20 protein-coding genes and 2 pseudogenes are annotated in these 23,960 nt (G+C 71.4%); 6 read left to right on the plus strand and 16 right to left on the minus strand.

The genetic code is table 11. The features are described from left to right. The first annotated feature begins 65 nt into the window (after positions 1–65). The 5 genes and pseudogenes from ACWCRB_RS11490 to ACWCRB_RS11510 all read left to right on the plus strand — a co-directional run bounded on the left by ACWCRB_RS11490 (position 66) and on the right by ACWCRB_RS11510 (position 5,239). The gene (locus ACWCRB_RS11490; RefSeq protein WP_450995839.1) at positions 66–1,259 is read left to right on the plus strand and encodes a pyridoxal phosphate-dependent aminotransferase; all 1,194 of its coding nucleotides are present in this window, start codon (positions 66–68) and stop codon (positions 1,257–1,259) included. 233 nt (positions 1,260–1,492) lie between these two features. Further along, a pseudogene (locus ACWCRB_RS11495) lies at positions 1,493–1,861 on the plus strand (MMPL family transporter); the annotation flags it as partial. Then, complete coding sequence (locus tag ACWCRB_RS11500) at positions 1,861–2,802, plus strand: SGNH/GDSL hydrolase family protein (RefSeq protein WP_450995840.1); 942 nt, start codon at positions 1,861–1,863, stop codon at positions 2,800–2,802. The pseudogene ACWCRB_RS11495 and the gene ACWCRB_RS11500, both read left to right, overlap by 1 nt. Before the next feature lie 253 nt (positions 2,803–3,055). Further along, entirely contained in the window at positions 3,056–3,823 is a 768-nt protein-coding gene (locus tag ACWCRB_RS11505) for an SDR family NAD(P)-dependent oxidoreductase (RefSeq protein ID WP_450995841.1), read from the plus strand. Positions 3,824–4,051: 228 nt separating this feature from the next. Further along, positions 4,052–5,239 carry a sensor histidine kinase gene (locus ACWCRB_RS11510; RefSeq protein ID WP_450995842.1) on the plus strand — a complete coding sequence of 396 codons (1,188 nt, stop codon included), beginning with the start codon at positions 4,052–4,054 and terminating at the stop codon, positions 5,237–5,239. Positions 5,240–5,467: 228 nt separating this feature from the next. Here the strand turns inward: ACWCRB_RS11510 and ACWCRB_RS11515 are convergent, their stop codons facing one another. The 16 genes and pseudogenes from ACWCRB_RS11515 to ACWCRB_RS11590 all read right to left on the minus strand — a co-directional run bounded on the left by ACWCRB_RS11515 (position 5,468) and on the right by ACWCRB_RS11590 (position 21,341). Then, a complete protein-coding gene (locus ACWCRB_RS11515; RefSeq protein ID WP_450995843.1) occupies positions 5,468–6,271 on the minus strand; it encodes a hypothetical protein in 804 nt (267 codons plus the stop codon). Positions 6,272–6,325: 54 nt separating this feature from the next. Further along, positions 6,326–6,445, minus strand: a pseudogene (locus ACWCRB_RS11520) (IS5/IS1182 family transposase); the annotation flags it as partial. Between the two features lie 155 nt (positions 6,446–6,600). Further along, entirely contained in the window at positions 6,601–7,032 is a 432-nt protein-coding gene (locus ACWCRB_RS11525; RefSeq protein ID WP_450995844.1) for a hypothetical protein, read from the minus strand. A gap of 494 nt (positions 7,033–7,526) precedes the next feature. Further along, on the minus strand, positions 7,527–9,263 hold the full coding sequence (locus ACWCRB_RS11530; RefSeq protein ID WP_389349314.1) for an ABC transporter ATP-binding protein: 1,737 nt from the start codon (positions 9,261–9,263) through the stop codon (positions 7,527–7,529). Beyond that, complete coding sequence (locus ACWCRB_RS11535; protein WP_389349313.1) at positions 9,256–11,079, minus strand: ABC transporter ATP-binding protein; 1,824 nt, start codon at positions 11,077–11,079, stop codon at positions 9,256–9,258. Before ACWCRB_RS11535 ends, ACWCRB_RS11530 begins: the two co-directional genes overlap by 8 nt. Positions 11,080–11,142: 63 nt before the next feature. Next, a complete protein-coding gene (locus ACWCRB_RS11540; RefSeq protein ID WP_389349312.1) occupies positions 11,143–11,271 on the minus strand; it encodes a hypothetical protein in 129 nt (42 codons plus the stop codon). 44 nt (positions 11,272–11,315) lie between these two features. Beyond that, on the minus strand, positions 11,316–11,561 hold the full coding sequence (locus ACWCRB_RS11545; protein WP_450995845.1) for a hypothetical protein: 246 nt from the start codon (positions 11,559–11,561) through the stop codon (positions 11,316–11,318). A gap of 47 nt (positions 11,562–11,608) precedes the next feature. Further along, a complete protein-coding gene (locus tag ACWCRB_RS11550; RefSeq protein WP_450995846.1) occupies positions 11,609–11,761 on the minus strand; it encodes a hypothetical protein in 153 nt (50 codons plus the stop codon). Positions 11,762–11,839: 78 nt separating this feature from the next. Beyond that, the gene (locus ACWCRB_RS11555) at positions 11,840–12,013 is read right to left on the minus strand and encodes a hypothetical protein (protein ID WP_450995847.1); all 174 of its coding nucleotides are present in this window, start codon (positions 12,011–12,013) and stop codon (positions 11,840–11,842) included. 39 nt (positions 12,014–12,052) lie between these two features. Next, on the minus strand, positions 12,053–12,187 hold the full coding sequence (locus tag ACWCRB_RS11560; protein ID WP_450995848.1) for a hypothetical protein: 135 nt from the start codon (positions 12,185–12,187) through the stop codon (positions 12,053–12,055). 75 nt (positions 12,188–12,262) lie between these two features. Next, positions 12,263–12,430: a hypothetical protein gene (locus ACWCRB_RS11565; RefSeq protein ID WP_450995849.1), complete on the minus strand. Its 168-nt coding sequence runs from the start codon at positions 12,428–12,430 to the stop codon at positions 12,263–12,265. 62 nt (positions 12,431–12,492) lie between these two features. After that, on the minus strand, positions 12,493–12,651 hold the full coding sequence (locus ACWCRB_RS11570; protein ID WP_389349307.1) for a hypothetical protein: 159 nt from the start codon (positions 12,649–12,651) through the stop codon (positions 12,493–12,495). Positions 12,652–12,681: 30 nt separating this feature from the next. Continuing rightward, positions 12,682–14,475: an alpha/beta hydrolase family protein gene (locus ACWCRB_RS11575; RefSeq protein WP_450995850.1), complete on the minus strand. Its 1,794-nt coding sequence runs from the start codon at positions 14,473–14,475 to the stop codon at positions 12,682–12,684. Then, entirely contained in the window at positions 14,472–17,360 is a 2,889-nt protein-coding gene (gene lanL, locus ACWCRB_RS11580; RefSeq protein ID WP_450995851.1) for a class IV lanthionine synthetase LanL, read from the minus strand. Before lanL ends, ACWCRB_RS11575 begins: the two co-directional genes overlap by 4 nt. Before the next feature lie 549 nt (positions 17,361–17,909). Continuing rightward, positions 17,910–20,741: a LuxR C-terminal-related transcriptional regulator gene (locus ACWCRB_RS11585; RefSeq protein ID WP_450995852.1), complete on the minus strand. Its 2,832-nt coding sequence runs from the start codon at positions 20,739–20,741 to the stop codon at positions 17,910–17,912. A 138-nt stretch (positions 20,742–20,879) separates the two neighbouring features. Further along, positions 20,880–21,341 (minus strand): Lrp/AsnC family transcriptional regulator, encoded by a 462-nt coding sequence (locus tag ACWCRB_RS11590; RefSeq protein WP_389349303.1) that lies wholly within the window; start codon positions 21,339–21,341, stop codon positions 20,880–20,882. A 189-nt stretch (positions 21,342–21,530) separates the two neighbouring features. On the opposite strand from ACWCRB_RS11590, the gene ACWCRB_RS11595 reads away from it, so the two are divergent. Further along, positions 21,531–23,960: ATP-binding protein (locus ACWCRB_RS11595; protein WP_450995853.1), on the plus strand; the 2,430-nt coding region annotated here is incomplete at its 3' end.

Genomic DNA, 23,960 nt, shown 5'->3' on the forward strand with positions numbered 1-23,960 from the left:
GCACCCGCAGGCCGCTCCCGGCCCTACCGACCACGCCTCGGCCCCCTCTGAGGAGACTGAACACGGTGAATTCCACATTCGACCTCGCCCAGCCCGCCGCCCGGCTGGCCGACATCAAGCCCTCCCCGATCCGCGCCATCTTCGACCGCGCGAGCGAGCTGGAACGCGCCGGAGAGCGTGTCATCCACCTGGAGATCGGCCGCCCGGACTTCGACACCCCCGAAGTGGCCAAGCGGCGCGCGACCCAGGCGATCGCGGACGGCAAGGTGCACTACGGACCCAACGCCGGCCAGCCGGAACTGCGTGCCGCCATCTCGCGCTACCTGGACCGGCGGCACAATCTCATCTACAGCCCGGACGACGAGATCCTCGTGACCATCGGCGCCAACGAGGCGGTCTTCCTCGCCATCATGGCGTTCTGCGGCCCGGGCGACGAGGTCGTCATACCGGTGCCGGCCTGGTCGGCGTACGTGGCCTGCGTACGGCTGGCCGGCGCGACCCCGGTGATCCTGCCGCTCAGCGCCGACGACGGTTACCAGGTCGACCCCGACGCCCTGGCGGCCGTGATGACCGAACGCACCCGCATGGTGGTCCTGTGCACCCCGCACAATCCGACCGGCGCGGTGACCGACCCCAAGCGGCTGGCCGGGGTCGCCGATGTCGTCCGGGACACCCGGGCGCTGGTGCTGTCCGACGAGATCTACGCCGAGCTGGTCTACGGCGGACGCCGGCACATCTCGCCCGCCTCGGTCGCCGACCTGCGCCACCGGACACTGGTCGTCGGCGGCTTCGCCAAGGCGTACGCGATGGACGGCTGGCGGCTGGGCTGGCTCGCCGGGCCCAAGGAACTCGTACGGCCCGCACTGCGGATCCGGCAGTTCACCACCATCTGCCCGACGACGTTCGCACAGCTCGGCGGCGCGGCCGCGCTCGACGAGGCCGGCGCCGAACGGGAGGCGATGCGCCAGGAGTTCGAACGGCGCCGCAACGCGGCACTGGAAGTGCTGGCCCAGCAGAACGTCCTGTCGCTCGGTGAGCCGGGCGGAGCGTTCTACATGTACCTGAGCTACCCCGAACGCCTGGGCCCCTCCGACGAGTTGGCCTGGCGCCTGCTGGAGGAACAGCACGTCGCCGTCGTACCCGGCACCGCCTTCGACGCCGACGGCGGCAAGCACGCCCTGCGCATCTCCTACGCCTGCGGCATCGACGACCTCCGCGAAGGACTGGGCCGTCTCGTCGCCACCGTGCACAGCAGCTGAACACTCAGGCGGCTCACGGCGGAGAGCTACTACGCCAGTCGTATGTGAGCCACCTTTGTAATACATAAGAACCACTACAGATTGTCGGCAGCCGCACGACGACTACGCAGTCCCGTTCCGGGAGCCTGGCAAGGTCCCCGAGGCCAGGATGTGGAGTCCTCTGCCATGGCTGCTTTCCTTCATCGACCGGGCCGGCCCGCCTTCCGGCGGCGCTGGTCCGTCGCCGCGCCGTGGGTGGTGGTGCCGGCCTCTCGAGCGTCGAACCGACCGGGCCGATCATGAGCATGATGCCGATCTTCCGCATGCGGCGGGAGGCATACGTCCACGGCGACAGCCCGGCACAGGCCATGATCAGCGGGTTCCGGTACACCGCCCGCGTCGTGGCGGCGGCCGCGCTGATCATGACGGCCGTGTTCTCGGGACTCATCGGCTCCGGCGAATCCGCCATCAAGCTGATCGGCTTCGGACTGGCCGTCGCCGTCCTCTTCGACGCCTTCGTCGTCCCCTTGGCCCTCGTCCCCGCCGGCACAGAGGGAGAAGCCCTCAGCCGCCGCGCCTCCACCCCCCGGTCCGGCATCGCCGGAAAAGACAGGACGCTTTGATGACGACTCACGTACGCACGATGCTGGTCGGGGTCTTCCTCGCGTGCGGCACCCTGGTCACCGCGCTCGGCATCGCACGGCACGACGACGACGCCGACCCGGCCGGTTCCACGGCCCCGCGGGGCCCGTATGTGGCACTCGGCGACTCCTACACCGCCGGGCCGAAGATACCCAACCAGACCGGATCCCCGGCCGGGTGCGACCGCTCCGACCGCAACTACCCGGCGCTGGTCGCCGAAGAGCTGGGGCTGAAGGCTGCCGACTTCCGCGATGTGAGCTGCAGCGGGGCCACAACCGCCGACATGACCGCGCCGCAGTCCACCGATGGCGGGACCAATCCGGCCCAGTTGTCGGCGCTGTCCGCCGACACACGGCTGGTCACCCTCGGCATCGGCGGCAACGACATCGGCTTCAGCTCGCTGATCACCACCTGCGTCAAGGCGGGCGTGGTCTACGACGCGACCGGCCGCGGCAAGTACACCGGGAACGACGCACCGTGCCGGGGAAAGTACGTCTCCGGCGACACCGACGACGTACAGCAGAAGATCAGTACGGCGGGTGAACGGCTGTCGGAGACACTGACCGAGGTGAAGCGCCGTGCGCCGCAGGCCCGGGTGTACGTCGTGGGATACCCGGCGATCCTGCCGGCCAAAGGCGACGGCTGCCGCGACGACATGACCATCGCCCCCGGCGACGCGACGTACCTCAACGCCAAGGAACAGCAGCTCAACAGCATGCTGCGCCAACGGGCGCAGGACGCCGGAGCGGGATACGTCGACACGTACCAGCCCTCCGTCGGCCGCGACGCCTGCTCGGACAGGGACACCCGCTGGGTCGAGCCGCTTCTGCCCAGCGCCCCCGCCGCGCCCATGCACCCCAACGAGCGCGGCGCCCGTGGCATGGCCGACGCCGTGTTGCGCGCCGTCAGCGCTTCGAAATGATCACCATTGAGCCGATTGTCCATTCCCCGCACAGGGCCACGGCACCGCGCGCCATGGCCCTCACCGACCGGGACCGCCTTGAGCGGAGGGGGTCCCGCCACGCCGTACCCCGTGGGGACGGGGTACGGCGCGGGGCTCCCGGACCCGATCTTCCCCCCAGGTCCGGGAGCCCCTCTTCGAAGCCCGAGCAGGACGAACAGAGCAAGAACAGACCTGCCCGTTCACCCAGCACACCGATGAAAGAGAGCACATCATGAGCAGCAACGGTTTTGAGGGACGCAGCGTCGTCGTCACCGGAGCCGGATCGGGCATCGGCCGCGCCGCCGCCTTCAAGTTCGCCGCTGAGGGAGCGCGGGTCCTGGTCGCCGACCTGAACCCGGAAGGCGCCGGGGAGACCGTCAAGGCCATCGAGAACGAGGGTGGCATCGCCCGCGCGGTCGTCGGCGACCTGAGCGACCAGAGAGTCGTGGACGAGGTCGTCGCCACCGCCGTGGATACCTTCGGCGGCGTGAACGTCCTGGTCAACAACGCCGGGATCATGGACCGCATGTCGGCTCTCGGTGAGACCGACGACGCCGAGTGGGAGCGCGTCATCCGGGTCAATCTCACCGCCCCCTTCCTGCTGGCCCGGGCGGTCCTGCCGCACATGCTGGCCAACACCGACGGCGGCGCGATCGTCTTCACCGCCTCCGAGGCGAGCCTGCGGGGCAGCGCCGCCGGCGCCGCGTACACCGCTTCCAAACACGGCATCGTCGGGCTGGTCAAGTCCCTCTCCGTCATGTACCGCGGGGTGGGGATCCGGGCGAACGCCATCGTTCCCGGGGCGACCGCGACCAGCATCCAGGTCGACGCCCGGGCGGATGCCCATGGGCCGGCCACGCTCCGTCCCTACCTCGGCCTCTCCGGACGGCCGGCCGCCGCCGACGAACAGGCCGCCGCCATCCTCTTCCTCGCCTCCGACGCCGCCAGCAACATCAACGGCGCCGTCCTGCCCGTCGACAACGGCTGGTCCGCCATCTGACGAGCACCCCTCGCCACGTCTGAGGCTCGGTGGTTCCTGCGGCTGACCAGGGTCGGCCGCAGGAACCACCGCAGCAATCCCACTCAGGCACGAAAGACCCCCCGGGCCGCCGCGATCGCCAGGCCGTCCGGTTCGACCCGACCAAGCGGCGCCCAAACGAACACAGCGTCCCTTTCGGCGCCGTTGAACCGTCGTTCCTCAGTACCGCTCCCGCCAGGAACTCCCCCCATGATCAAAAGCTTGCGGCGACTCGTGCTCGATCACCCGCGCGCCGTCAATGTGACGGTGGCCGTCGTGCCCTTCGCCTGTTCGTCCCTCGGCAGTATCGTCACGCTCCCCGGCGCAGCGCTGCCGGTCACGTGGTGGCCCGGCGTGCTGCTGTCAGGCGTCTCCTGCACCGCCCTGCTGTGGCGCCGCAGTCACCCCCGCACCGCAGTGGCAGTAATCACCGTCTCCACCATGGCCATCGCCGCGCTCGGCTACCTGGTCACCGCCCTGATGCTGGGACCGCTCATGGCCGCTCTCTACTCACTGGCCGTCCGCACCGACCGAAGAACCGCGTACGCCGTTACCTTCACCTGCATCGCCATGCTGGTGGGGACGGCAGTCTTCGACGGCCCGACCGACGAACCGCTGGCCCTCAGGACCATCAGCCCCGCCGCCTGGCTGATCATGTCCACCGTCCTCGGCACCACCCACCGGCTGCGCGCGGCCTACCTGGAAGCCGTACAGACCCGCGCCGAGCACGCGGAACGAACCCGGGAGGACGAAGCGCGGCATCGCGTCATCGAAGAGCGCGTGCGCATCGCCCGCGAACTGCACGATGTCGCCGCCCACCACCTCGCCCTGGCCAACGCGCAGGCCGGCACCGTCGCCCACCTCATGCGCAGCCGACCGGACGAGGCCGCGAAAATCGTCGCCGAACTCGCCGGCACAACCTCCGCAGCCCTGCGTGAACTCAAGGCCACCGTCGGCCTGTTGCGCCGCGCCGACGACACGGACGAGCCCCTGCAACCCGTTCCCGGGCTCGCTCAGCTCCCGGAACTGACCGCCTCGTTCCAGAGCACGGGACTCATCGTCACCGTCACCACCGACGGGGACCCCCGGCCGCTCTCCGCAGGAGCGGAACTCACGGCGTACCGCATCGTGCAGGAGGCACTCACCAACGTCACCAAGCACGCCGTCACCGGTTCGGCCGACGTGCGGCTCGTCTACGCCAATGGCCTGCTGGGCATCACCGTCACCAACGAGGGGGGCAGAAAGCCGCCTTCCCCTCCTGCCCCGGACAGCGGATACGGCCTCATCGGCATGCGCGAACGCGCCGCCTCGGCCGGCGGCCGCCTGCGCGTGGGCCATCGCCCTCAGGGCGGCTTCGAAGTCTTCGTCGAACTGCCGCTGTGCCCCCTCTCCTTGTGAGAAGTCAGGTTCGAAGGCATGGAGCGACCGGCAGTAGGCCGTGCACTGTTGGGAGACCGAGTTGGTCGCGACGAAGCGGGCAAAGGCTCACATGATCACGGGAGGGTTGACGTTCTGTGACCGCAAAGGACCTCTTACCCGTGTTGCGTCATCTCTGTTCGGAACGCGCCGACCCGCGGTTCGGGTGGCGGCATGATTGAAGTCCTCATGAAACGAATACCTGACCGCTCACCGGCCTCGGTATCCCGTGTCCTGCTCCGCGGCCCAGGTCCGCAGCCGGGTCACGGCCTCTTCCCGTGACAGCGGGCCGCGTTCGAGATGCAGCTCTTGTAGATGGCGAGTGGCCGCGCCGATCAGTGGGCCTGGAGGTATGCCGAGGAGCTCCATGATGGCCTTGCCGTCCAGAGCCACCGCAACGTTTGGGAGCCTTCTGTATTTCTCGACCTTCGCAGCGGCACGCGCTGTTCTCTCATGCTCCGCCAGCTGCTCCTGATGCCACTCGTCGTAGGTTGCCGCCCATCGAGCGGTCCGGCCGGCCAACTGCCAGCCGTCCATGTCCTGTTCCCGGCCAAGCCCCATCTCCCGGAACAGGTCGTGGTAGTTCGCTTCTTCGGAGCTGCGCGGAACGACATCGAGCAGGGCGAGCGCGGCGTTGATCGGCCAGTCTTCCCGTGGACCGGTGAAGTCCCAGGTATGGGCCGGGCCCCACACCTTCGCGCCGGTTCGCCACACGGCAGCGGTCTGGTATCCGTCTCCTCCGTGGAAGTCTGCCTGCACGTAGGCGATCGGCCCGCCCCGGGACCAGTAGCCCAAGGTCTGCCCGAAGGCCGGGGACATTACCGTGAATGGTTGACCAGGCCCGGCGCCATCCTGACCGGTAAGCAGACCAGTTGCCTCCTCGAGGAGCTGTTTGGTGACTGGCACCAGCCCCATGCGCTGTCGGAGCGGGGCGACAGCCGCTTCCCGAATCCCGGCAGTCCGGCTCCTGAGCAGGTCGAAGCTTCCAATGACGGCGTTGAGCTCGTACGGCATTCCCGCAGGGTAGCCACACAGCCGATCGATTTTTAGAGCGCCCTGCGGTAGGCATCACTCCAGTCGCCTGCTGGTGGGGCGGCCGTCCCAGCGGTAGCGCGGGGTCGCACGGCGGATGAGCATACGCAGTGTGACGATCGCAGCGGACAGGTAGGGGCGGAAGTCCGTTGGCCGCAGCCGAGACGATGCGGCGCCGGGGCTCAACCCGCGCGAACCGGCCCATCAGGACCTCGAACGCCTCCTGCCCACAGGCAGGGTCTACGCCGTGACCCGCAGTCCGATCGGCCCCGTCCAACCCCCGCGGTAAGCGAACCCGGGAGTGCCCTTCGTCAACAGCAAGGAGCAGGACCAAGCGATTCGATCCAGGACACGAAGTCCGCGGACACGACGTCGAAGTCCGCAGGATCCAGATCGCCCAGCCCGGAGGAGAACACGGCGGAGTCCGGGTCATCGGCACGCAGGAGGAATCCGCGGCCACCGCTGTCATCACCGACGAGGAGGAAACCCGGTGCATACTGCGCGACTTCGTACGTGGCATTGCGTTCACCGATGTCCCCTGCCGAGTACACGGCGACACCGGACTCGGTGAGAAGGCCGTCCCTCACGCTCCACAGTGCCACCAGCGGAGCCGGCAGGTTCACCTCCGTCTCGGCCCACGCCCGCCTCACATCGGCCGGCGTTGCCGCCGACGGCCTCGAAACCGACCCCGTCACCCTGCACCCCTCCGAACAGACTCCGGCTGCCTCGACAAGCAGCGGCACAGCCACTCCCACCAGGACCGCTCCCGAGCAAACCACTACAACCGAGCTGGCTGCTGGCCAACATGATCACGATCTACAGCAGGAGTACCGGGCGGAACGAGACCTTGGGACCCGGAAGTTCGGCGAACGAGCTCACCCGTGTCCGCATCTGCCGGCCGGCGTTCGGCGTTGAAGGAGATGCGGATCATCTGGTCCTGCCTTCCCTGCTTTTCCTGTTGCTCGGGGTCCGGCCGTGTGGGACCGGTGCCGCCCGCGCTCTGCGGTCAGACGCTGTCAAGGCAGGCGAACCACCCGGCCGTCGCGGGCATTGGACCGGGCGGCGTCCCACCCGCCGCGGCTCGAGGCGATTGGTTCGACGGCGTCTCCGCGCCGAACCTCTTCCCCAGAGGGGTTCGAGCGTCCCCGCTTTCGTCGTCTGCACTCGACCGGAGTGGGTATACCGCGCCATCGTCGGTGTCGGCGCCGGTAGCCACTTGCCCCCGCAGGGGCGGGCTTCACCGAGCCACCTCGGCGGCCCAGTGGCCGGCGAGGTCCGCGTAGCCGGCGGAGACGGCGAGAAGATCCTTGTGGGTGCCCAGGTAGGCGTGCTCGCCGTCGAGCAGCAGGACGTGCCGGGCGCGCCGGGCGGAGGCTATGCGGTGGGCGATGACGATCAGCGTGCCCGGTCTGGCGGCGAAGGCGCTCTCCGCGCGGGCCTCGGCCGCCGGGTCGAGGTGGCAGGTGGCCTCGTCAAGGACGACGACGCGGGCCGGTGACACGAAGGCCCGTGCGAGGACCAGCAGTTGCCGCTCCCCGGTGGACAACTGGGTGGCCGGGTCGACGAGTTCGGCGTCCAGGCCGCCGAGTCGTTCGATCACGGCGTCGGCGCCCACCTCCACGGCCGCACGGGCGAGTTCGGCGTCGGTCGCGGTACTCGCCAGATACCGGAGGTTCTCGCGGACGCTGCCGTGGTAGACGTACGCCTCCTGCGGGACCAGGGCGACCGTACGGGCGCTGCTGCCCGGGTCGAGCCGTGCGAGGTCGCTCCCTCCGAGCCGAACCGTGCCCGAGCTGGGCGTTTCGAGGCCCGCCAGGAGGCCCGCCAGAGTGGACTTCCCGATGCCGCTGGCGCCGACGATCGCCAGATGCCCGCCTTCGGGCACGTCGAGGGAGAGGTCGCGCAGGACGGGCTCGGCGTGCGGGCCGTAGCCGAAGGTGAGACGTTCGGCGGTCAGCCGGAAGCCGTCCGGTGCGGAGACGGAGGCCGTGCCCGGCGCCGTCTCCGGCTCGATGTACGCCGTTTCCGCCAGCCGTGTCAACGTGCTGCCCAGCTGGGTCCAGTAGCCGCCGACGGATCCGGTGACGGACGCGAGCGCGCCGATGAGGGAACCCGTCACATAGGTGATCGCGCCGACCAGTTCGCCGGGGCTGATCCGGCCCGTGCTCACCAGCCAGGGTCCGGTGAGCAGCAGCGCCAGCAGCGGCAGATGGCCACCGAGGAAGACGAGCAGCACCCGCACCGCCCCGAACCGGGCCGCGGCCACGCCCGCCCGGACATACGCGTTCGTCGCCGCCTCGACCTGGCCGAGGGCGTGCTCCCGCGCGCCGAGGGCGAAGATGTCACGGGCTGCGCCCAGTACCTCCCCGGTCCGTACGGCCACCTGCTCCTCGGCGAGGACCACCGCGCGGCGCCGGCGCATCATGGCGCGCAGCGTCAGCGGGAACACCAGAAGGACGGACAGCAAGGGGGGCACCACGACGGCCGCCGCGACGGGGTCGAGCAGCAGCAGTCCGATCACCGCCGCGACCAGGGTGAGCGCGAGCGGACGGGCCGTGCGCAGCAGGGTGGCGACCAGGTTGCGCACCAGCTCCACCTGGCGGGTCAGCCGGGCCACCGCGGCGGAGTCGGCCCGGCCCTGTCGGGCGGCCTGTTCCACGGTGGCGCGGACCAGGACGCGTACGAGATGGTCCCGCAGCGGTTCGACGACGGCGGCGAAGTACGGGAACATCGCCCGCTCCGCGCCGGCCCGCGCCCCGTAGAGGACGGCCAGCAGGCCCAGCCAGGCCAGACCCGTGAGGGGGCGGTCCGCGAGGAAGCCCCGGTCGATCGCGGCGGCCGTCACCCAGCCGGAGGCGAGGGCGGGGGACGCCTCGACCAGCGACCAGGCCGCCAGCCCGGTCAGCGGGCGGCGGCTCCCACGCAGTCCCGAGCGCAGCAGCCGCAGGCCGTCGCCGCTCACCACACTAGACATCGGCTGTCTCCTGTTCGTCGTGCGCCGGAGTCGGTGGCGAGGTCAAACTCGGAGTCTGGGCCGGGGCCGGAATCGGGGTGCCGGTCTCCGTCTCCGGCGCCGTCTCCATCCCTGTTCCCATCGCCATCCCCGTCTCCGTCTCCGCGAAGACCGCGCGGTATCCGTCGTCACGCCACAGTTCCGCGTGCGGGGCGAGGGCCGCGATCCGTCCGCCGTCCAGCCATGCCACCAGGTCGCAGCGGGCCGCGGTGGCCGCCCGGTGGGCCACGATCAGGCGGGTGCGGCCGTGCAGCCGGGTGGTGAGCGCCTCGGTCACCTCGGCCTCGGTGACTGTGTCCAGTCCGGAGGTCGCGTCGTCGAGGACGTACACGCGCGCGGGGCGGACCAGAGCGCGGGCCAGGCCGATCCTCTGGCGTTCGCCGCCGGACATGGGGGCGTCCGCCAGTGCGGTGTAGTACCCGTGCGGCAGCCGGCGGACGAATGCGTCGGCGTGCGCTGTCCGGGCGGCCTCGACGACGTCGGCGTGGTCCAGACCCGGCCCGCCGTACGCGATGGCCTCGTGGACGGTGGCGCCGGTGAGCGCCGGACGGTCGAAGGCATAGCTGACCTGGCGGCCCAGTTCCGTGAGGGGCAGTTCGTCGACCGGCACGCCGTCCAGGAGCACCTGGCCGCCGTCGGGGTCGGACAGCCGGCCGATCAGTCCGGCGACCACGCTCTTGCCGGTGCCGGAGCGGCCCACCAGCGCGATCGAGCGCCCGGCCGGCAGTCGCAGGTCCAGCCGGTCCAGTACGGGCACGCCGTCCCTGGTGACCGTCACCTCGCGCAGCTCCACCTCGCCCGGACCGGCCGGGAGGCCCTGCCGGGTGCCGTCCACGGGGCCAGGGCGGGCGAGGATCTCGGCGAGGCGGGTGGTACCGGCGCGGACCTGGGCTATCTCCAGCAGTACGTCGATCTGGGCGAGCGCGCCGGAGGCCATGCCCAAGTACCCGGTCACCGCGAGGAGTTCGGCCGGGCCGGTCCGGCCCGACGCCACGCCGAGGCCCGCGACCGCCAGGACGACGACCTGGGTCAGCGGGATCAGCAGCTTCAGCTGCCATACGGTGCCGCGCTGAAGGTTCCACAGGGCCTGTCCGGCCGCCGACAGCCCGGGCAGCGGGGCGAGCACCCGGTCGGTCTCGGCGCCGACCGTGCCGGCGGCCCTGATGGTACGGGCGCCCGCGAGCGCCGACATCAGGCGGGCGGAGATGGCGGACTGGGCCTCCAGGTAGCCGGCCTGCGCGGTGGTCGCGCCGCCGATGAAGCGCCGGGAGACCAGCACGACCGCCGGCACGGCGAGGGTGAAGACCAGTCCCGCCCACGGGTCGATCCACCACAGCAGACCGAGCGCGACCACGGAACTGGCCAGGGAGATCACCGAACCGGCGACCGTCACCATGAGCCCCGCCGTGCCCGGCGCGGCCTGAACCACCCGGGCCGTGGCATCGCCCGGTGCCAGTGTCGAGCGGTGACCGAACGTCAGCAGATGTCCCACGGTGTGCGTCTGGAGCCAGGCGCCCGCCCGTCCCACGACCGAGGCGCCCAGCGGGGCGGTCGTGGCGTCCAGCAGACCGGACAGCGCGACCGCCGCGCCGAGCAGGGCCACCGGGCGCACGGCGTTGCCGCCGTCCAGCGCGGCCTTGACCGAGGCCGCGAGCAGTGTGGGGGTGGCCAGGCCGAGCAGTGCCCTGGTGACCATGAGGGCCACCAGGGCGGTCAGCGGGCCGCGGACACGCGCCGCCGTGCTCAGCAGCAGTGCACGGCTTCCGTCCGGGGCCATGTCGCTCTCTCCTTCGTGTCGTACCGCCTGTGCCGAATTGTCCGTGTCGTGCTGTCCCGCGCGTTACCAGGTGGTAGCGCAGGTGCGGGTGGCGATGTCGTCGAGGGTGATGCCGCAGTCGACGGCTTGGACGTGCGTCTCCTCACCGTTCAGCAGTTGCAGGGCGTCGATGTCGGTGTCGGTGTCCGCCATGCTCCGGGCCTCTCCTTTTCGTCCGGCTGTGGGAACGCGTCCGGCTACTGGACCGAGAACCAGCAGGTGATCTTGCAGGTGCTGCCGCAGGGTTCCGGGTCCAGTTCGCCGTCGTACAGCCGGCTCTCCTCGGCGAGGAGGAGCTGGAGCGCGTCCGTCTCGATCTCCATGGGGGGTGTGTCTCCCTTCTTCTTCGGTGGGTCGCGGTCGCCGAGGTAGAGCCGCGCCTCCTCGCCGTTCAGCAGCTGGAGCGCGTCAGCATCCAATTCGATGTCGGTATGCGTTTCCATGAGTCACCTCCTCGCGGAAGTCGTTCGGGTACTCCCCGGTCACCGGATCAGGTGGTGACCAGGCAGCTCTGGCTACAGGTCTGGGCGCAGCTCACGCCGCAGGTCTGGGCGCAGGACTCCGGGTCCAGGCCGCCGCCGTCGTACAGCCGGCTCTCCTCGGCGAGGAGGAGCTGGAGCGCGTCCGTCTCGATCTCCATCACGCTGTGTCTCTTTTCTTCTCTGGGTAGGTCGGGTGGCCGGGCGGGCGCGCGTGCGTTGCGCGCCCGGCCGGTTCGTCATCACAGCCGGCTGTACTCGCAGGTGTTAAAACAACTGGCGGCACAACTCGACTCGCAGGTGACGCGGCACTGTTCGGGGTCGAGGTCTCCGGTGGAGAGCCGCGCCTCCCCGATGTTCAGGAGCTGGAGAGCGTCCGGACTCAGGTCGATGGTGGCGTCCATTCCGTAGGTCACCGCTCCGGGGTGTCGTTCCGGTCCTGCCCGATCACTGGATCAGGCGGTGATGGTGTTGCAGCTGAGCTTGCAGGTGGCAAAGGGGCAGGCATCCGGGTCCAGGTCGCCGCCGTCGTACAGCCGGCTCTCCTCGGCGAGGAGGAGCTGGAGGGCGTCCGTCTCGATCTCCATCACGCTGTGTCTCTTTTCTTCTCTGGGTAGGGTGGGTGACCGGCCGGGCGCGCGTGCGTTGCGCGCCCGGCCGGTTCGTCAGAGAGCGCTGGTGAGGTTGCAGGTGATGTCGCAGCTGTAGTTGCAGCTCACCGCGCAGGTGAACGTGCCGCATTCGTCCTTGTCGCGGTCACCGGTGTAGAGCCGCGCCTCCTCGCTGGTCATCAGCTGGAGGACGTCCAGGCCCAGGTCGATGGTGGTGTCCATGTCCGTAAGTCACCTCCTCTCGGGTGTCGTTACGGTTGTGCCTGTCCTGCCCGGTCACCGGATCAGCCGGTGACGGTGCAGGTGGCGCCGCAGGTGGCCTTGCAGGTGGGGCCGTCGCAGGTGATGCCGCACGTCGCCGGGTCCAGGCCGCCGCCGTCGTACAGCGACGCGTCGGCGGGGCCGAGCAGCTGGAGCGCCTCGATCTCGAGTTCCATGTCCATGAATTCACCTCCTTTCCTCATGTCTCGCGTTCAGTGGTGTGCCATGGCCGCCAGAGGCGGCCGGTTTCCCTGGCCCGCGGATGCCCCGCGACGGGCATCCGGCCGGGTCAGGAAGTCGGTGATCTCGCGCGGCTGCGGAGCGCCCGCGAGAGCGGTGAGGGCCGTGTGGCCCCGGTCGGCGGGCTCCCGGTAGGTGACGTGGCCGTGTCCCGCGTCGATCAGCCGGTGCGCCAACGCCCGTGCGTGGGCGACCGGGATGGTCTCGTCGAGCCGTCCGTGGAGGAGGAACACCCTCGTGCGGATGAGCCCCGCCAACCGCAGCAGATCGCGCGGTCCCAGCACGTCGTCCACGTCGCCGTGGCCCACCAGCCGGTCGATGAGGTTGCGGGTCGGCCGGTACGCGTCCGCGTACAGCGCCGGTACCGAGCTGAACGGCGCCACAGCCACGCAGCCCGACCATCCGTCGGGGTCGGCGGCAGCCGCCAGCAGGGCCAGGAAAGCGCCGTAGCTGCTGCCGTACACCGCCGGCCGGGGTGCGTCCGGTCCGCGCGTCTCGTCGACGTAGGCGCGCAGAGCACGGATGTCCGCGAGGTCGGGCCCGCCCCACGCGCCCCGGATGGCGTCCGCGTGTTCACGGCCGTAGCCCGTGCTGCCGCGCTGGTTGGGGGCGATCACGGCGAGCCCGGCGTCGGCGAACAGCTGGAACAGGCTGTCGAAGGCGAGCGTCCAGTGCCGGTCGGGTCCGCCGTGCAGCACGATCACCACCGGGGCGCCGGCACGCCAGTCGGGCCCGTAGACCACGGCTTCGAGGGAGCCCTTCGCGCCGGGCAGCCGCTCCAGCCGCGCGGGATGCCGGCCGGCCTGAGCGGGCGCCGACCGCAGTTCGCTCTCGCCGGGCCGTACCCAGCCGAAGACGGTGGGCCTGGTCGGGCCTGTGTACGCCAGCCACAGCCCCCGGTGGGTCCAGGCGGCCTCGGGCCCGACGACACCGGGGGGCGTCGCCACCTGGCGGACGGCGCCGGATTCCACGTCGTACAGGGCGAGTTCGGAGCGCGCGCCCCTGTTGACCGACGCGGCCAGGAGACCTCCCGTCGGGTCCAGTGTCAGCGGGGTGACGGTCGAGTCCGGAGTCCCCAGCCCGTCCAGGAGACGTACGACCGTACCGGTCGTCACCCCGAGGCGCGGTCCGGCGCCGGTGTCCAGGGCCAGCAGCACCCGGCCCGCGCGGGACAGCAGGACATGGCCGACGCCGGCCCCGCTGCCGTCGCCGGTGAGCCGGGTGACCCGGTCGCTCTCGAGGGCGGCGGGGTCGATGCGGAGCGGGGTCGGTGTCCCGTCGACGACCGCGGTGACCGCCAGACAGGGGCCGACGGCCGCGGCGCCGCCCAGTCGTCCGGGCAGCCGGACGACGGGCGTGAGCCAGGGCTCGTCGTCCCCTACCCGGAACACCGTGGAATGGTCGTCGGCTCCGTACGCGACGGCCGTGGCGATCCAGCCGGGCAGGTCCAGGCCGGGCAGCAGGCGCAGTGGTGTCGGACAGGGGCCGAGCGATCGGCGTCCGCCGGTCAGGTCGAACAGGTCGATGTGCTGGACACCGCCCGGCTCGTGCCAGGAGAGCAGGGCCCGGCCGTCGTCGAGCGCCACGCACTGGGTCAGGGGCAGGTCCTGGTCGAGGGTGATCCGCAGCCTTCTGCGCGGGCCGGCCTCGGTGAGTTCCCATGTCTCCAGGTGGCGGGCGCCGGCCTCGTCGCCGGCGACGCAGACCGCCCGCAACCCGCTCGGGGAGAACGCCCTGCTGCCGCGGTGGAGGGTCCGGGGCGTCATGCCGGCACCTCATCGAACGCGGTGGCCCGTACGACGCGCTGCCCGGGCCACCCCGCGTCGTCGAGCAGCGGGCGCGGACCGCCGTGCCGCAGACGCAGTAGGAAGGAGACAGTCCCGGCGAGGCCGACACCGTAGTCGACGGTGATGCGCGTACCGCTCTCGTCGGGCAGCAGCGCACGGCCGTCGCGCAGGGCGTGCCGGGTGTGGAGGGTGGCGGCGAGATCCTCGGCCATGGCCCGGTACGGACCGCCGAGGGACTGGTCCATGTCGAGCAGGAAGTCCCCGTTGCCGGCCAGCCCGTGGCAGACGGCGGTTCCGGTACGCGTACGGGCGCGGTGGACGGCGGTCGCCGCTTCCTCGGCCAGTTCCCTCAGGGTGTCCTCGCCGGTGGCACGCCACAGCCGGAGCAGGAAGGTGCCGACCCCCGAGGCGCCGCTGCACAGGTGGTAGAGCATGCCGGTGCCGTTCTCCGCCGTGCGGTCGGTGCGCCAGCGTGCCCCCCAGACACCGCGTTCGGCGGAGCGCGTCAGAGTGTCGCCCGCTTCTCGGGCCAGGTCGAGGAGGTCCTCGCGGCCGGTGGCCAGCGCCGCCTCCAGGAGGAAGGCGCCCACGCCCGCCACCCCGTGGGCGTATCCGAGGTGGGTGATACCGGCGAGCGCGGAGTCGAAGTCCGCCGGGATGGGCCAGAACACCCCGTCGTCACCGCGCACGGCCACTTCCGCAAGGCCGTCGGCACAGGCCGCCGCGCGGTCCAGGAACTCTTCGCGTCCGGTCGCCCGCCACAGCCGCAGCTGTGTCAGGCCGGCTCCGGCCGCGCCGTGGAACAGGTCCGGGTTCTCCCATCGCAGGGGCAGTGCCAGCGCCAGCCGTTCCGCGCGCTCGGCGAGACCGGCGTCGTCGAGACGGCGAGCCGTGTCGTGGAGCGCCCAGGCGGTGCCCGCGCGGCCGAAGTAGAGACCGGGCAGCGGCGGTCGGGCGCCGGGCGTGTCGAGGCGGGCGGTGAGCCAGGAGGCGGTCCGGGCCATGGCGGCCCGGAGGTCGGGGCGTGCGAGCGCCGCGTCGGCCTGAGCCAGCGTGACGAGGACTCCGGCGGCACCGTGCTGCACGTTGCACGGGTCCGTAGTGTCACCGAAGGGTGTGCTCTGCCAGAGTCGTTCGGCGCCGTCGTCGGCCGTGGTCGCCAGTACGTGGGCCAGACCGTCGTCGACGAGCCGGTCCACCGGGTCGTCGCCGGGGTCGCGGGGGCGCGGCAGAGATCCGGAGCCGACAGGACGCGGCTGCTCCACATCTCCCTCCAGGAAGCCGACCGGCCGATCCACCGGATCCCCGCCGGAATCGCCAGAGCGCGGCAGAGGTCCGGAGCCGACGGGACGCGGATCCTCAGCGTGCGCCTCCGTCTGGTCCCCCGCCTGGTCCTCCAGGAAGTCGACGAGCCGTTCCGGCGACCAGCGGTCCGCCGGATCTTGCGCGCACAGGCCGCGCACGGCCGGCGCCAGGGTCCGGGCCGCCGTGTTGTGCTCGACGGTGAGTGCCAGGACGGCGTCGAGTCGTTCCACGACGGTACGGCGGTCGGCGGGCTCGTCGCCCGCGAAGGCCGGGCCGACGCCGGTGGCCATGAAGAAGAGGGTGGCGCCCAGGGAGAAGAGGTCCACGGTGAACCCGGGGGCGGGTCCGTACCGGGGTCCGTCGGCGTACTCGGGTGCGCCGTAGCCCGGGGTGTACGCGCGGGTCCCCCACTCGCCCGGGCGGGCCACGAACTCGGGGTCGATGAGCCGGAGTTCCCCGTCCGGGGTCACCATCACGTTGTTGGGGGTGAAGTCCCGGTAGACCAGGCCCCGGTCGTGGATCTCGCCGAGCAGACGGGTGAGCCGGAGGGCGATGTCGCGGATGTCGTCGAGGGGCGGCCCGGTGACGGGGTCCGGCAGGGCGTCGAACCGTTCGCCGACCCAGCGCGTCAGAGTCGTCCCGGGGACCACGGCCTCCACGAGGAACGTGCGGTCCTCGTGGTCGAAGAGTTCGACGAGGTCGGGTCCGAGCCCGGCCAGTCCGGTCAGCGCCGTCGCCTCCGCGCGCAGTGCGTCCCGTGCGTCGAGTCCCGTGTACCAGCTTCCGACGTGCGCCCGGGCCTCCTTGACGATGACCTCGTCGCCGGTCTGCCGGTCCACCGCGCGGTAGACACCGCCGCGCGCGGAGTGCCGGATCGCGTCGTGGACGGCGTAACGGTCCCGCAGCAGCACCTGCCGGGGTGCGCTCGGCGCCTTTCCGGGTCTGCCGGGCGGGCCGGGGAACGGCAGCTCCGCCCAGGCCGGCGGTGCGAACCAGGGGGTGCGCAGATCCTCGACCGCACTGCCGTCGGGGGCCTGGAGCCTGGCCTGGTGGACGCCTTCGTGGGTCAGGTGGGGGACACCGCGGAACGCGCCGTAGCGGTAGTGGACCAGACTGCCCGGGCGGTAGGGGCGGTCGGACAGGATGTGGGGGCCCGGCAGTCCGGCGGTGGCCCGGTCCAGTTCCTCGGCCAGGGCCCGGAACTGGTCGTCGTCGCTGGGGTAGGCGGTGATGAACTTGCCGCACTGGGCGCGGTCGTACCGGATGCCCGTCAGTTCCTCGACGTACGCGGCCCGCGCGGCGAACTTGAACGGGCACCCGTGACGTACCAGCACCCGCGCGGCCCGGACCAGCACCTCGGGCGCCGAGAGCGGGGTCGCGGACACGTGCAGCTTCCAGCCCTGCACCCGGCGCTCCTGCTCCACCGGCCCGACCCGGCACCAGAAGCCTCGCTCGGCCGTCTCCCAGTCCGGGGTACCCGCTTCGTCGTCGAGCACGAAGCGCACCAGTGCCTGCAGAGGAAAACCGGCGTCGCCGGCCCCAGGGTTGCCCAGTGCCACAAGGAACTCCAAGATCGAGCGTGCGGGGAAAGCCGCAGGAATGGCGGGGGATGCGTCCCTGGCGTCCCTTCCTGCGAACACGGTCGATTCTTCGCACTGGCGCCTCCCGCAGCATTGGGGAGATCCCTATCCCCGATCGGGGACGCCCGGCTGGGGTGGCTGCTCCTGCTGCCCGCCGGACGGACGTGACCGAACGGCCGGGCCAAGTCATGGTGGACGGTGGGCGTTCGTAGCGTCGCCCGTCGCGCAGGAGGGCCTGTCGAGCACGGTGTGGAGAGCGCGCCGAGTCCCGCAGAGCTGGGCCGGCCCCGTTTCGCGGAGGCCCGTCCGGGACTCCATGAGCACGTTGTCCAGGGCGTCGCCGATGTACCGACCGAGGCGTCGATGCCGGACTCGAGGAGGTGCGGGGTGAACGCGAACGACGAGCACTGCCCGCATCCGAATGATCAACCAGGCCCGGCCCAGCGGGAGTTCCTGAACGGTCCCGGCGGACGGGCCTGGCGCGCTTGTTCGGTTCGCCGGACCCGGGCCGTCTGCCGGGCCGGGCGTCTAGCTGATCCGGCGCAGGAGGTCGGACAGGGCGAGCCGGGACGTGACGTCGAGTTTGCGGTAGACGCGGGACAGATGGGTCTCCACCGTGCGAGGGCTGAGGAAGAGCCGCTCGGCGATCTCGCGGGTGCGCAGCCCCGCCACGGCCAGTTCGGCGATCTCCCGTTCGCGGTCGCTGAGCAGGCCGAGAGGGTGTGCGGTGCGGCTGTCCGCCGACAGTTCGGCGCGCAGCTGGGCCACGTGTTCCTGCACGAGCAGCGCCGTGGAGGCGCGGGCGATCGCCTCGGCCGCGTCGAGGTGGCCGAAGGCCGCGGCCGGGCCTTGGGTCTCGTGGAGGGAGCGGGCGCCGGTCGCCAGGGTCCAGGCGTACTCCACGGGCATACCGGCGGATCGGAAGGCCTCCCCAGCGAGTTCGAAAAGTTTGGACGCCGCGTCGTGTTCGCCGTCGCTCATGTGGAGTTGAGCTCGGGCCCGGCGTACGTATGCCTCCTGGACCGGCAGTCCGAGCCGCTCGGCCTCCGCCTCGGCGGTCCGGACCAGTCGGTGTGCCTCCTCGCGGTCCCCGCAGCTCAGCGTGGCCATGGCCAAGAGGGAAAGCAGGTAGGGCCGGGAGAAGGGCCTGACCAGCGGCAGTCCTTTGCTGACCCCGCTGTCCAGCAGGGTCCGCCGGCACCCGGCGGCATCATCGGCGAGCAGCCGGGCCTGTGCGAGCAGGCCCGTCGCCGAGGCGGCCCACCAGTTGTGGCCTGCCGAGGTGATGCTCGTCGCCTCCTCGACGAGGGCGACGGCCTCGTCGGCGTACTCCCGGCCGCGGGACCACACGAGCGCCGTCGCGCGCATCGCCTGCGCCAGGGCGACCGCGGGCGGCACGCCCAGGGAGCGGGCCAGAGTCTCGACCTCTCGGGCATGCCGCTGGGAGGCGTCCAGGTGGCCGGTCCACTGCTCGGCCATGGCGAGTCCCAGCAGCCGGTGGAGCAGGATGGGTTGCTGGGGGCCCGTGTGGTCGGCGGTCAGCCCCCGGCTCAGGTGGCGGACCGCGTCCGTGAACCGCTCCAGGTAGAGCTCGGCGCTGCCGAGCAGGGCAAGGGTTTCCGGCGTGCGCCCGGCGAGGGGGTCCGGAAGGGCGTCGACGAGCCGGGCACAGTGGGTGACTTCGTCGGCGGCCTCGTCGAGGTCACCGGCGTGGGTGGCGCAGAGGGCGTTGAGGACCCGCAGTACGGTGCGATCCGTCTCCTTCGTACCGTCCGCTTCGACCGGCGTCCGTACGGCCTCCCGGAGCAGGGCGCGTGCCTGGTCGTGCGTACCGCGCAGGACATGGACCAGCCCGTACTCGATGATCAGTTCGGCGGCCTCGGCCGGCAACGGATCCGGCAGCGGTCTGGGCAGCAGTCCGAGAGCGGCGCCGGCGATGGCCGCCGCTTCCGCGTACCGGCCGAGCTGCCGCTCGGCGCCGGCGCAGACGGCGTGGGTCTGAAGCAACTGCCGCTCACCGAGAGTCTCGGGCCGGCGTCCCAGTAGTTCGTGCGCGCGGGTGCGGGCCTCGTCCAGCCGGCCCGAGGCGATCAGCGCACGACAGCAGGCGACTTCCATCTCGGTCCGTACGGTGGAATCGCCTCCCCCGTCGGGCAGGGCCTCCAGGGCCAGCCGAAGCCAGTGAGCCGCAGCCGCCGGTTCCTGTGCGGTGATCTCGGCGGCCCCTTCCGCCAGGGTGCGCGCGGCGAGAGCGGCGTCGGTGCCCAGCAGGTGCTCGGCGTGGCGGGCTCGTTCGCGGGCCCGCCCGCCACGGCCGGTGATGAGTTGCAGGGCGCGACGGTGGGCGCGCAGCCGGAAGGAGAGTCCGGCTCTCTCGTACGCGACATGGCCGACGACGGGATGACGGAAGGTCAGGCCGCCTTTCCAGTCGGCCGAGCGCACCAGATCCGCCCGCTCCAGTTCGGCGAGTGCGTCGAGCGTGCTGTCCATCCCCAGGCCGGAGACCTGGGCGGTGTCCTCCGGCCGGAACGGGCTGCCGATGACGGCCGCCGCCGACGCCGTGACCGCCGCCTGCGGCGACAGCGCGTCGAGCTCGGCGATCAGTGGCTTCGCCTCGCGCAGCAGCCCGGCGGTGTCGGTGCCCGGGCGCTCCGGCCAGTGCTCGGGGTGCCAGTTCGCCGCTGCGAGCAGCCGCACGTGGCGCGGATTGCCCTCGGCCGCGGTGCACAGTTGGGTGGCGAACTCCTGGAGTACGGCCGGGGTACGCGGTCCGGAGCCCCCAGGGGCGCGCAGGTCGGCCAGCAACGCGGCCACTGGTTCCGGGGCGAGGGGGCCCGGTTCGACACGCGTCACCGCGCCGGCCCGTGCCCCGTCCTCCAGCGCTTCCCGAAGCTCAGGTGGCGTCTGACCGGGACGGTGGGCGAGGGCGAGCAGGAAAGGGCCGGGCACCACGGATCGCACCAGCCGAACGAGCAGCGCCGTCGAGCCCGGATCGCACCAGTGGATGTCGTCCAGGACCAGGGCGCAACCCGCCGCCCACTCGGCGGGCCGGTCACCGACCTCGTCGAAGCGCCGCGGGCCGCCGTCGGCCGCGCGTGCCGCCCAGGCGTCGCGGAACACCTGCAACGAGGCGGTGTTGCCGCGTACGGCGTGGGCGCGGACCACCGGGATGCCCCGTTGCGCGGCCAGCTCGGTCAGCGCGGTGGCCAGGCTGGTCTTCCCGATGCCCGGCTCTCCGGAGATCTCGACGACCGAGCCCTGACCGTTTCCCAACGCCTCCACGGTCCGCTTGAGCAAGGAGAGTTCGGCCTGCCGCCCGACGAGGCGCTCCCTGGCAGCCGGTATGGGCGCTGCGGCCATGAACGCCGTTCTCCCTCCGCACAGGGTACTGACAGGACAACCATACAGACGGAAACCACTGGGCTCGACTTCCGTTTTTGAAGTGACACGCATACTTGGACGTCGATTGCGATGTCACAGTTGCGTATTGCAGCCGTTTCAGTCAGGGATGTCCCACGTGAACCGGTGCACATGGATACCGAAGTACGGGAAGGACTCCACGGCGCGCACTCCTGGGATGGTGCGGACCCTGTCGTTGATGATCGTGGACAGCTCGTCCATGGTCCGGCACACGACCTCCGCGAACAGGTCGCAGGAACCGGCTGTGGACACGAGGTAGATCACGCTGTCGATGGCCTCCAGCGCGTCGATGATCTCCGGGAGTCCACCGTCGACCTTGATGGCGAGCAGCGCCATGACGGGCAGTCCGAGTTTCAGCGGGTCCGTGACCGCGGCGAACTCCAGCAGGCCGCGCTCCGTCAGGCGCTGCACACGGGCTCGCACGGCCGGAGCGGACAGCCCCACCTCCCGGCCCAGGTCGGTGTACGAGGCGCGGCCGTCCTGCTGAAGCAGCCGGATCAGAACCTTGTCGACTGCGTCCAGCTCGATACGGGCCGTCACGCGCTCCTCTTTCCTCCCTGGGTGTCCGGACGCGACCGTAGCAATTCGGCGACGTCAGCCGGAGGAGTCCCCTGACGCCCAACGGTACGGCAGGTACGTACAAGGCTTACGTACTTCCCCCGACGTATTCGCACTTGGGTTCGATGAAGGTTGATCTCGCAGCTGACCACTGTTGTGAGGGAGACATCGTTGGACACGCCCTTGGACCGAGCACGATCCTCCGTCTGTGAGGAGCCTCTGACCGGTCGTGAGCGGGAGACCGAACGGCTACGGCGGGTCGTCACGGCTCGCACGCACGCGGGGCCCTGGCTGCTGGAGATCACCGGAGACCCCGGCATCGGCAAAACCCGGCTGCTGACGGAATGGACCGGGCTCGCCGAGAGGGCGGGGCTGACCGTGCTGTCGGGCAGAGTGTCAGGGGCGGATCGGGGACGGCCGTTCGGGGTCTTCCGCACACCGGTCGTCCGGGCCCTCGAACTTCCCGGTGTGCTCGCAGCGGTCGCCCCGGAGGACCGGGCATTCCTGCTCCGCCACTTCACGGAAGCGGTAGCGGAGGGGGAGGAGGAGCCAGAACCGGAAACAGGGCCGGGACCGGAAGCAGGTCCGGACGGACCGGCGGCCGGGGCCGAGCCCCCCGCCGAGGAACAAACTCGACTGCGCCGATGTATCGCGGGTCTCCTGTGGGCGGCGGCCGGTGACCGCCGTCGTCTGACCCTCTGCCTCGACGACCTCCAGTGGGCCGACGACGAGTCCGTCGAGCTCCTGGGCCATCTCCTGCGCCGGCCCCGGCCTGGCACGTCGCTGATCCTCGTGTGTTCCGTACGCCCCAGGCAGCGGCCGACGGCATTGACGGCGTGTCTCGCCGATCCGGACGACGCCTTCCGCGTGGAGCGGTTCCGGCTCGGGCCGCTGCCGCGCGGCACGGCCGGTGAGCTGCCCGGCCTCGCAGCGACCACCGAACGGCAGCGATTCCTGTACGAGGCCGCCGGCGGCAATCCGTTCTACCTGCGCGTGCTGTCCCAGTCACCAGGACCGCTCGCGCCACCCGGCGGGATCAACCCATGGGTCCTGTCGGACGAGACGGTCATGACAGCGGGCTCCGTGCTGGCACGTGAACTCGCCCCTTTGGACGCCGCGGAGCAGGACGTCCTGCGGGCCGCCGCCGTGCTGGGCGAGGAGTTCGACCCCACACACCTGGCCGAACTGGCAGGCCGGGACCCGGCGAGCACCACACAGGCTCTCGACCGTCTGATCGCCATGGACCTGGTCCGCGCCGATCACGCCCAGGGACGGCGGTGCCGCCTGCGCCATCCGGTGCTGCGCACCGTTGTCTATCAGGGCGCGCCGCACGGCTGGCGCCTGGCCGCGCACACACGCGCCGACCGCGTCCTCCGGGAGGCGGGCGCCGACCCGGCGCAGCGTGCTCCGCACGTCGCCCGGTGCGCTGAGCCCGGTGACCAGAACGCGGTCCGCCTGCTGACGGAAGCGGCCGATCAGGTGTGTGACACGGATCCGGCGGCTGCCGCGTCATGGCTGAGCACGGCGCTGAGCCTCATCCGCGAGGACGGAGAGGGGCTGCGGGTGCGGCTGACGACGTCCTTGGCGCGCTCGCTCGGAGCCATCGGGCAGTTGCGCGAATGCCGGGAACTGCTGCGACGGATCCCCCGGCCGTCCGGCGCACCTCGCACCAGGGCGGACACGGAACTCGTGGCGTTCCATGCCATGGTCGAACGCCACCTCGGCAACTACGGCCGGGCCGAGTCCCTCCTGACAGCCGAACTCGCCCTGATGGCCGAAGACGCCGAAGACAACGACGGCGTCGCCGATTTCGCCGAGCTGAGCAACCCTCTGCGGCTGGAGCTGGCCACGGTCAGTCTCCTGCGCCGCGCGTTCCCCCGCTCACGGGCACTGGCCGAGGATGTGCTGCGGCACGCGACGGAGGTACAGAACCGCCACCTCCGCATGGCTGCCACCGTCCGTCTCACCCACTGCAGTGCCTTCGCGGGAGACGTCCCCACTCTGCTGCACCGGGCCCGGGAGGCCGGCGCACTGGTGGACTCGACGGGAGACAGCGAACTCACTCCGCACCTGGACACCGTCTCCCAACTCGGCTGGGCCGAGGCCCTCGCCGAGCGGCATCACGACGCGCTGCGCCACACGGCCCGCGGGATCCGGCTCGCGCAGATCTCGGGACAACTGTTCGTCCTGCCCTACCTGCGGCTCGCGCACGCCTACGCCAGCGTCAGCGTCGGCCGGCTCTCGGACGCGCTGAGATCGGCCGAAGGCGCCGAGGAGGACGCCCACCGGATGGAGCGGCCGGCCCTGCTCGGCTTCGCCCTGGCCCTGCGCGCCTGGGCCACCGCGCTGGTGGACGGCCCGGACGTCGCCACGACGACGGCAGAGCGGGCGGTGCAGGAGCTGGGTGCGGGCGGCAGGCTCTGGGCGGTCACCGCCGGGGTACTCGCCGACGTCCGGCTCGACCAGGGGCGGCCCGGCGAGAGCCTGGAGCTGATCCGGTCGGCCATGGAGCACGACAGGCATCCCGGCACCGCCCGGTCCATCAGGCCGCGCTGCGGCTCGCGGTACGGGGAGCGCTCCGGGTCGCGGGCGAACATCGAC

Source organism: Streptomyces sp. NPDC002156 (assembly GCF_053593675.1).

Bases quoted from the DNA above. Each gene is read 5' to 3' on its own strand.
- ACWCRB_RS11500 (WP_450995840.1), top strand. From the start codon at position 1,861: ATGACGACTCACGTACGCACGATGCTGGTCGGGGTCTTCCTCGCGTGC.
- ACWCRB_RS11505 (WP_450995841.1), top strand. From the start codon at position 3,056: ATGAGCAGCAACGGTTTTGAGGGACGCAGCGTCGTCGTCACCGGAGCC.
- ACWCRB_RS11510 (WP_450995842.1), top strand. From the start codon at position 4,052: ATGATCAAAAGCTTGCGGCGACTCGTGCTCGATCACCCGCGCGCCGTC.
- ACWCRB_RS11515 (WP_450995843.1), bottom strand. From the start codon at position 6,271: ATGCCGTACGAGCTCAACGCCGTCATTGGAAGCTTCGACCTGCTCAGG.
- ACWCRB_RS11530 (WP_389349314.1), bottom strand. From the start codon at position 9,263: ATGTCTAGTGTGGTGAGCGGCGACGGCCTGCGGCTGCTGCGCTCGGGA.
- ACWCRB_RS11535 (WP_389349313.1), bottom strand. From the start codon at position 11,079: ATGGCCCCGGACGGAAGCCGTGCACTGCTGCTGAGCACGGCGGCGCGT.
- ACWCRB_RS11540 (WP_389349312.1), bottom strand. From the start codon at position 11,271: ATGGCGGACACCGACACCGACATCGACGCCCTGCAACTGCTGAACGGT.
- ACWCRB_RS11545 (WP_450995845.1), bottom strand. From the start codon at position 11,561: ATGGAAACGCATACCGACATCGAATTGGATGCTGACGCGCTCCAGCTG.
- ACWCRB_RS11565 (WP_450995849.1), bottom strand. From the start codon at position 12,430: ATGGACACCACCATCGACCTGGGCCTGGACGTCCTCCAGCTGATGACC.
- ACWCRB_RS11570 (WP_389349307.1), bottom strand. From the start codon at position 12,651: ATGGACATGGAACTCGAGATCGAGGCGCTCCAGCTGCTCGGCCCCGCC.
- ACWCRB_RS11575 (WP_450995850.1), bottom strand. From the start codon at position 14,475: ATGACGCCCCGGACCCTCCACCGCGGCAGCAGGGCGTTCTCCCCGAGC.
- ACWCRB_RS11585 (WP_450995852.1), bottom strand. From the start codon at position 20,741: ATGGCCGCAGCGCCCATACCGGCTGCCAGGGAGCGCCTCGTCGGGCGG.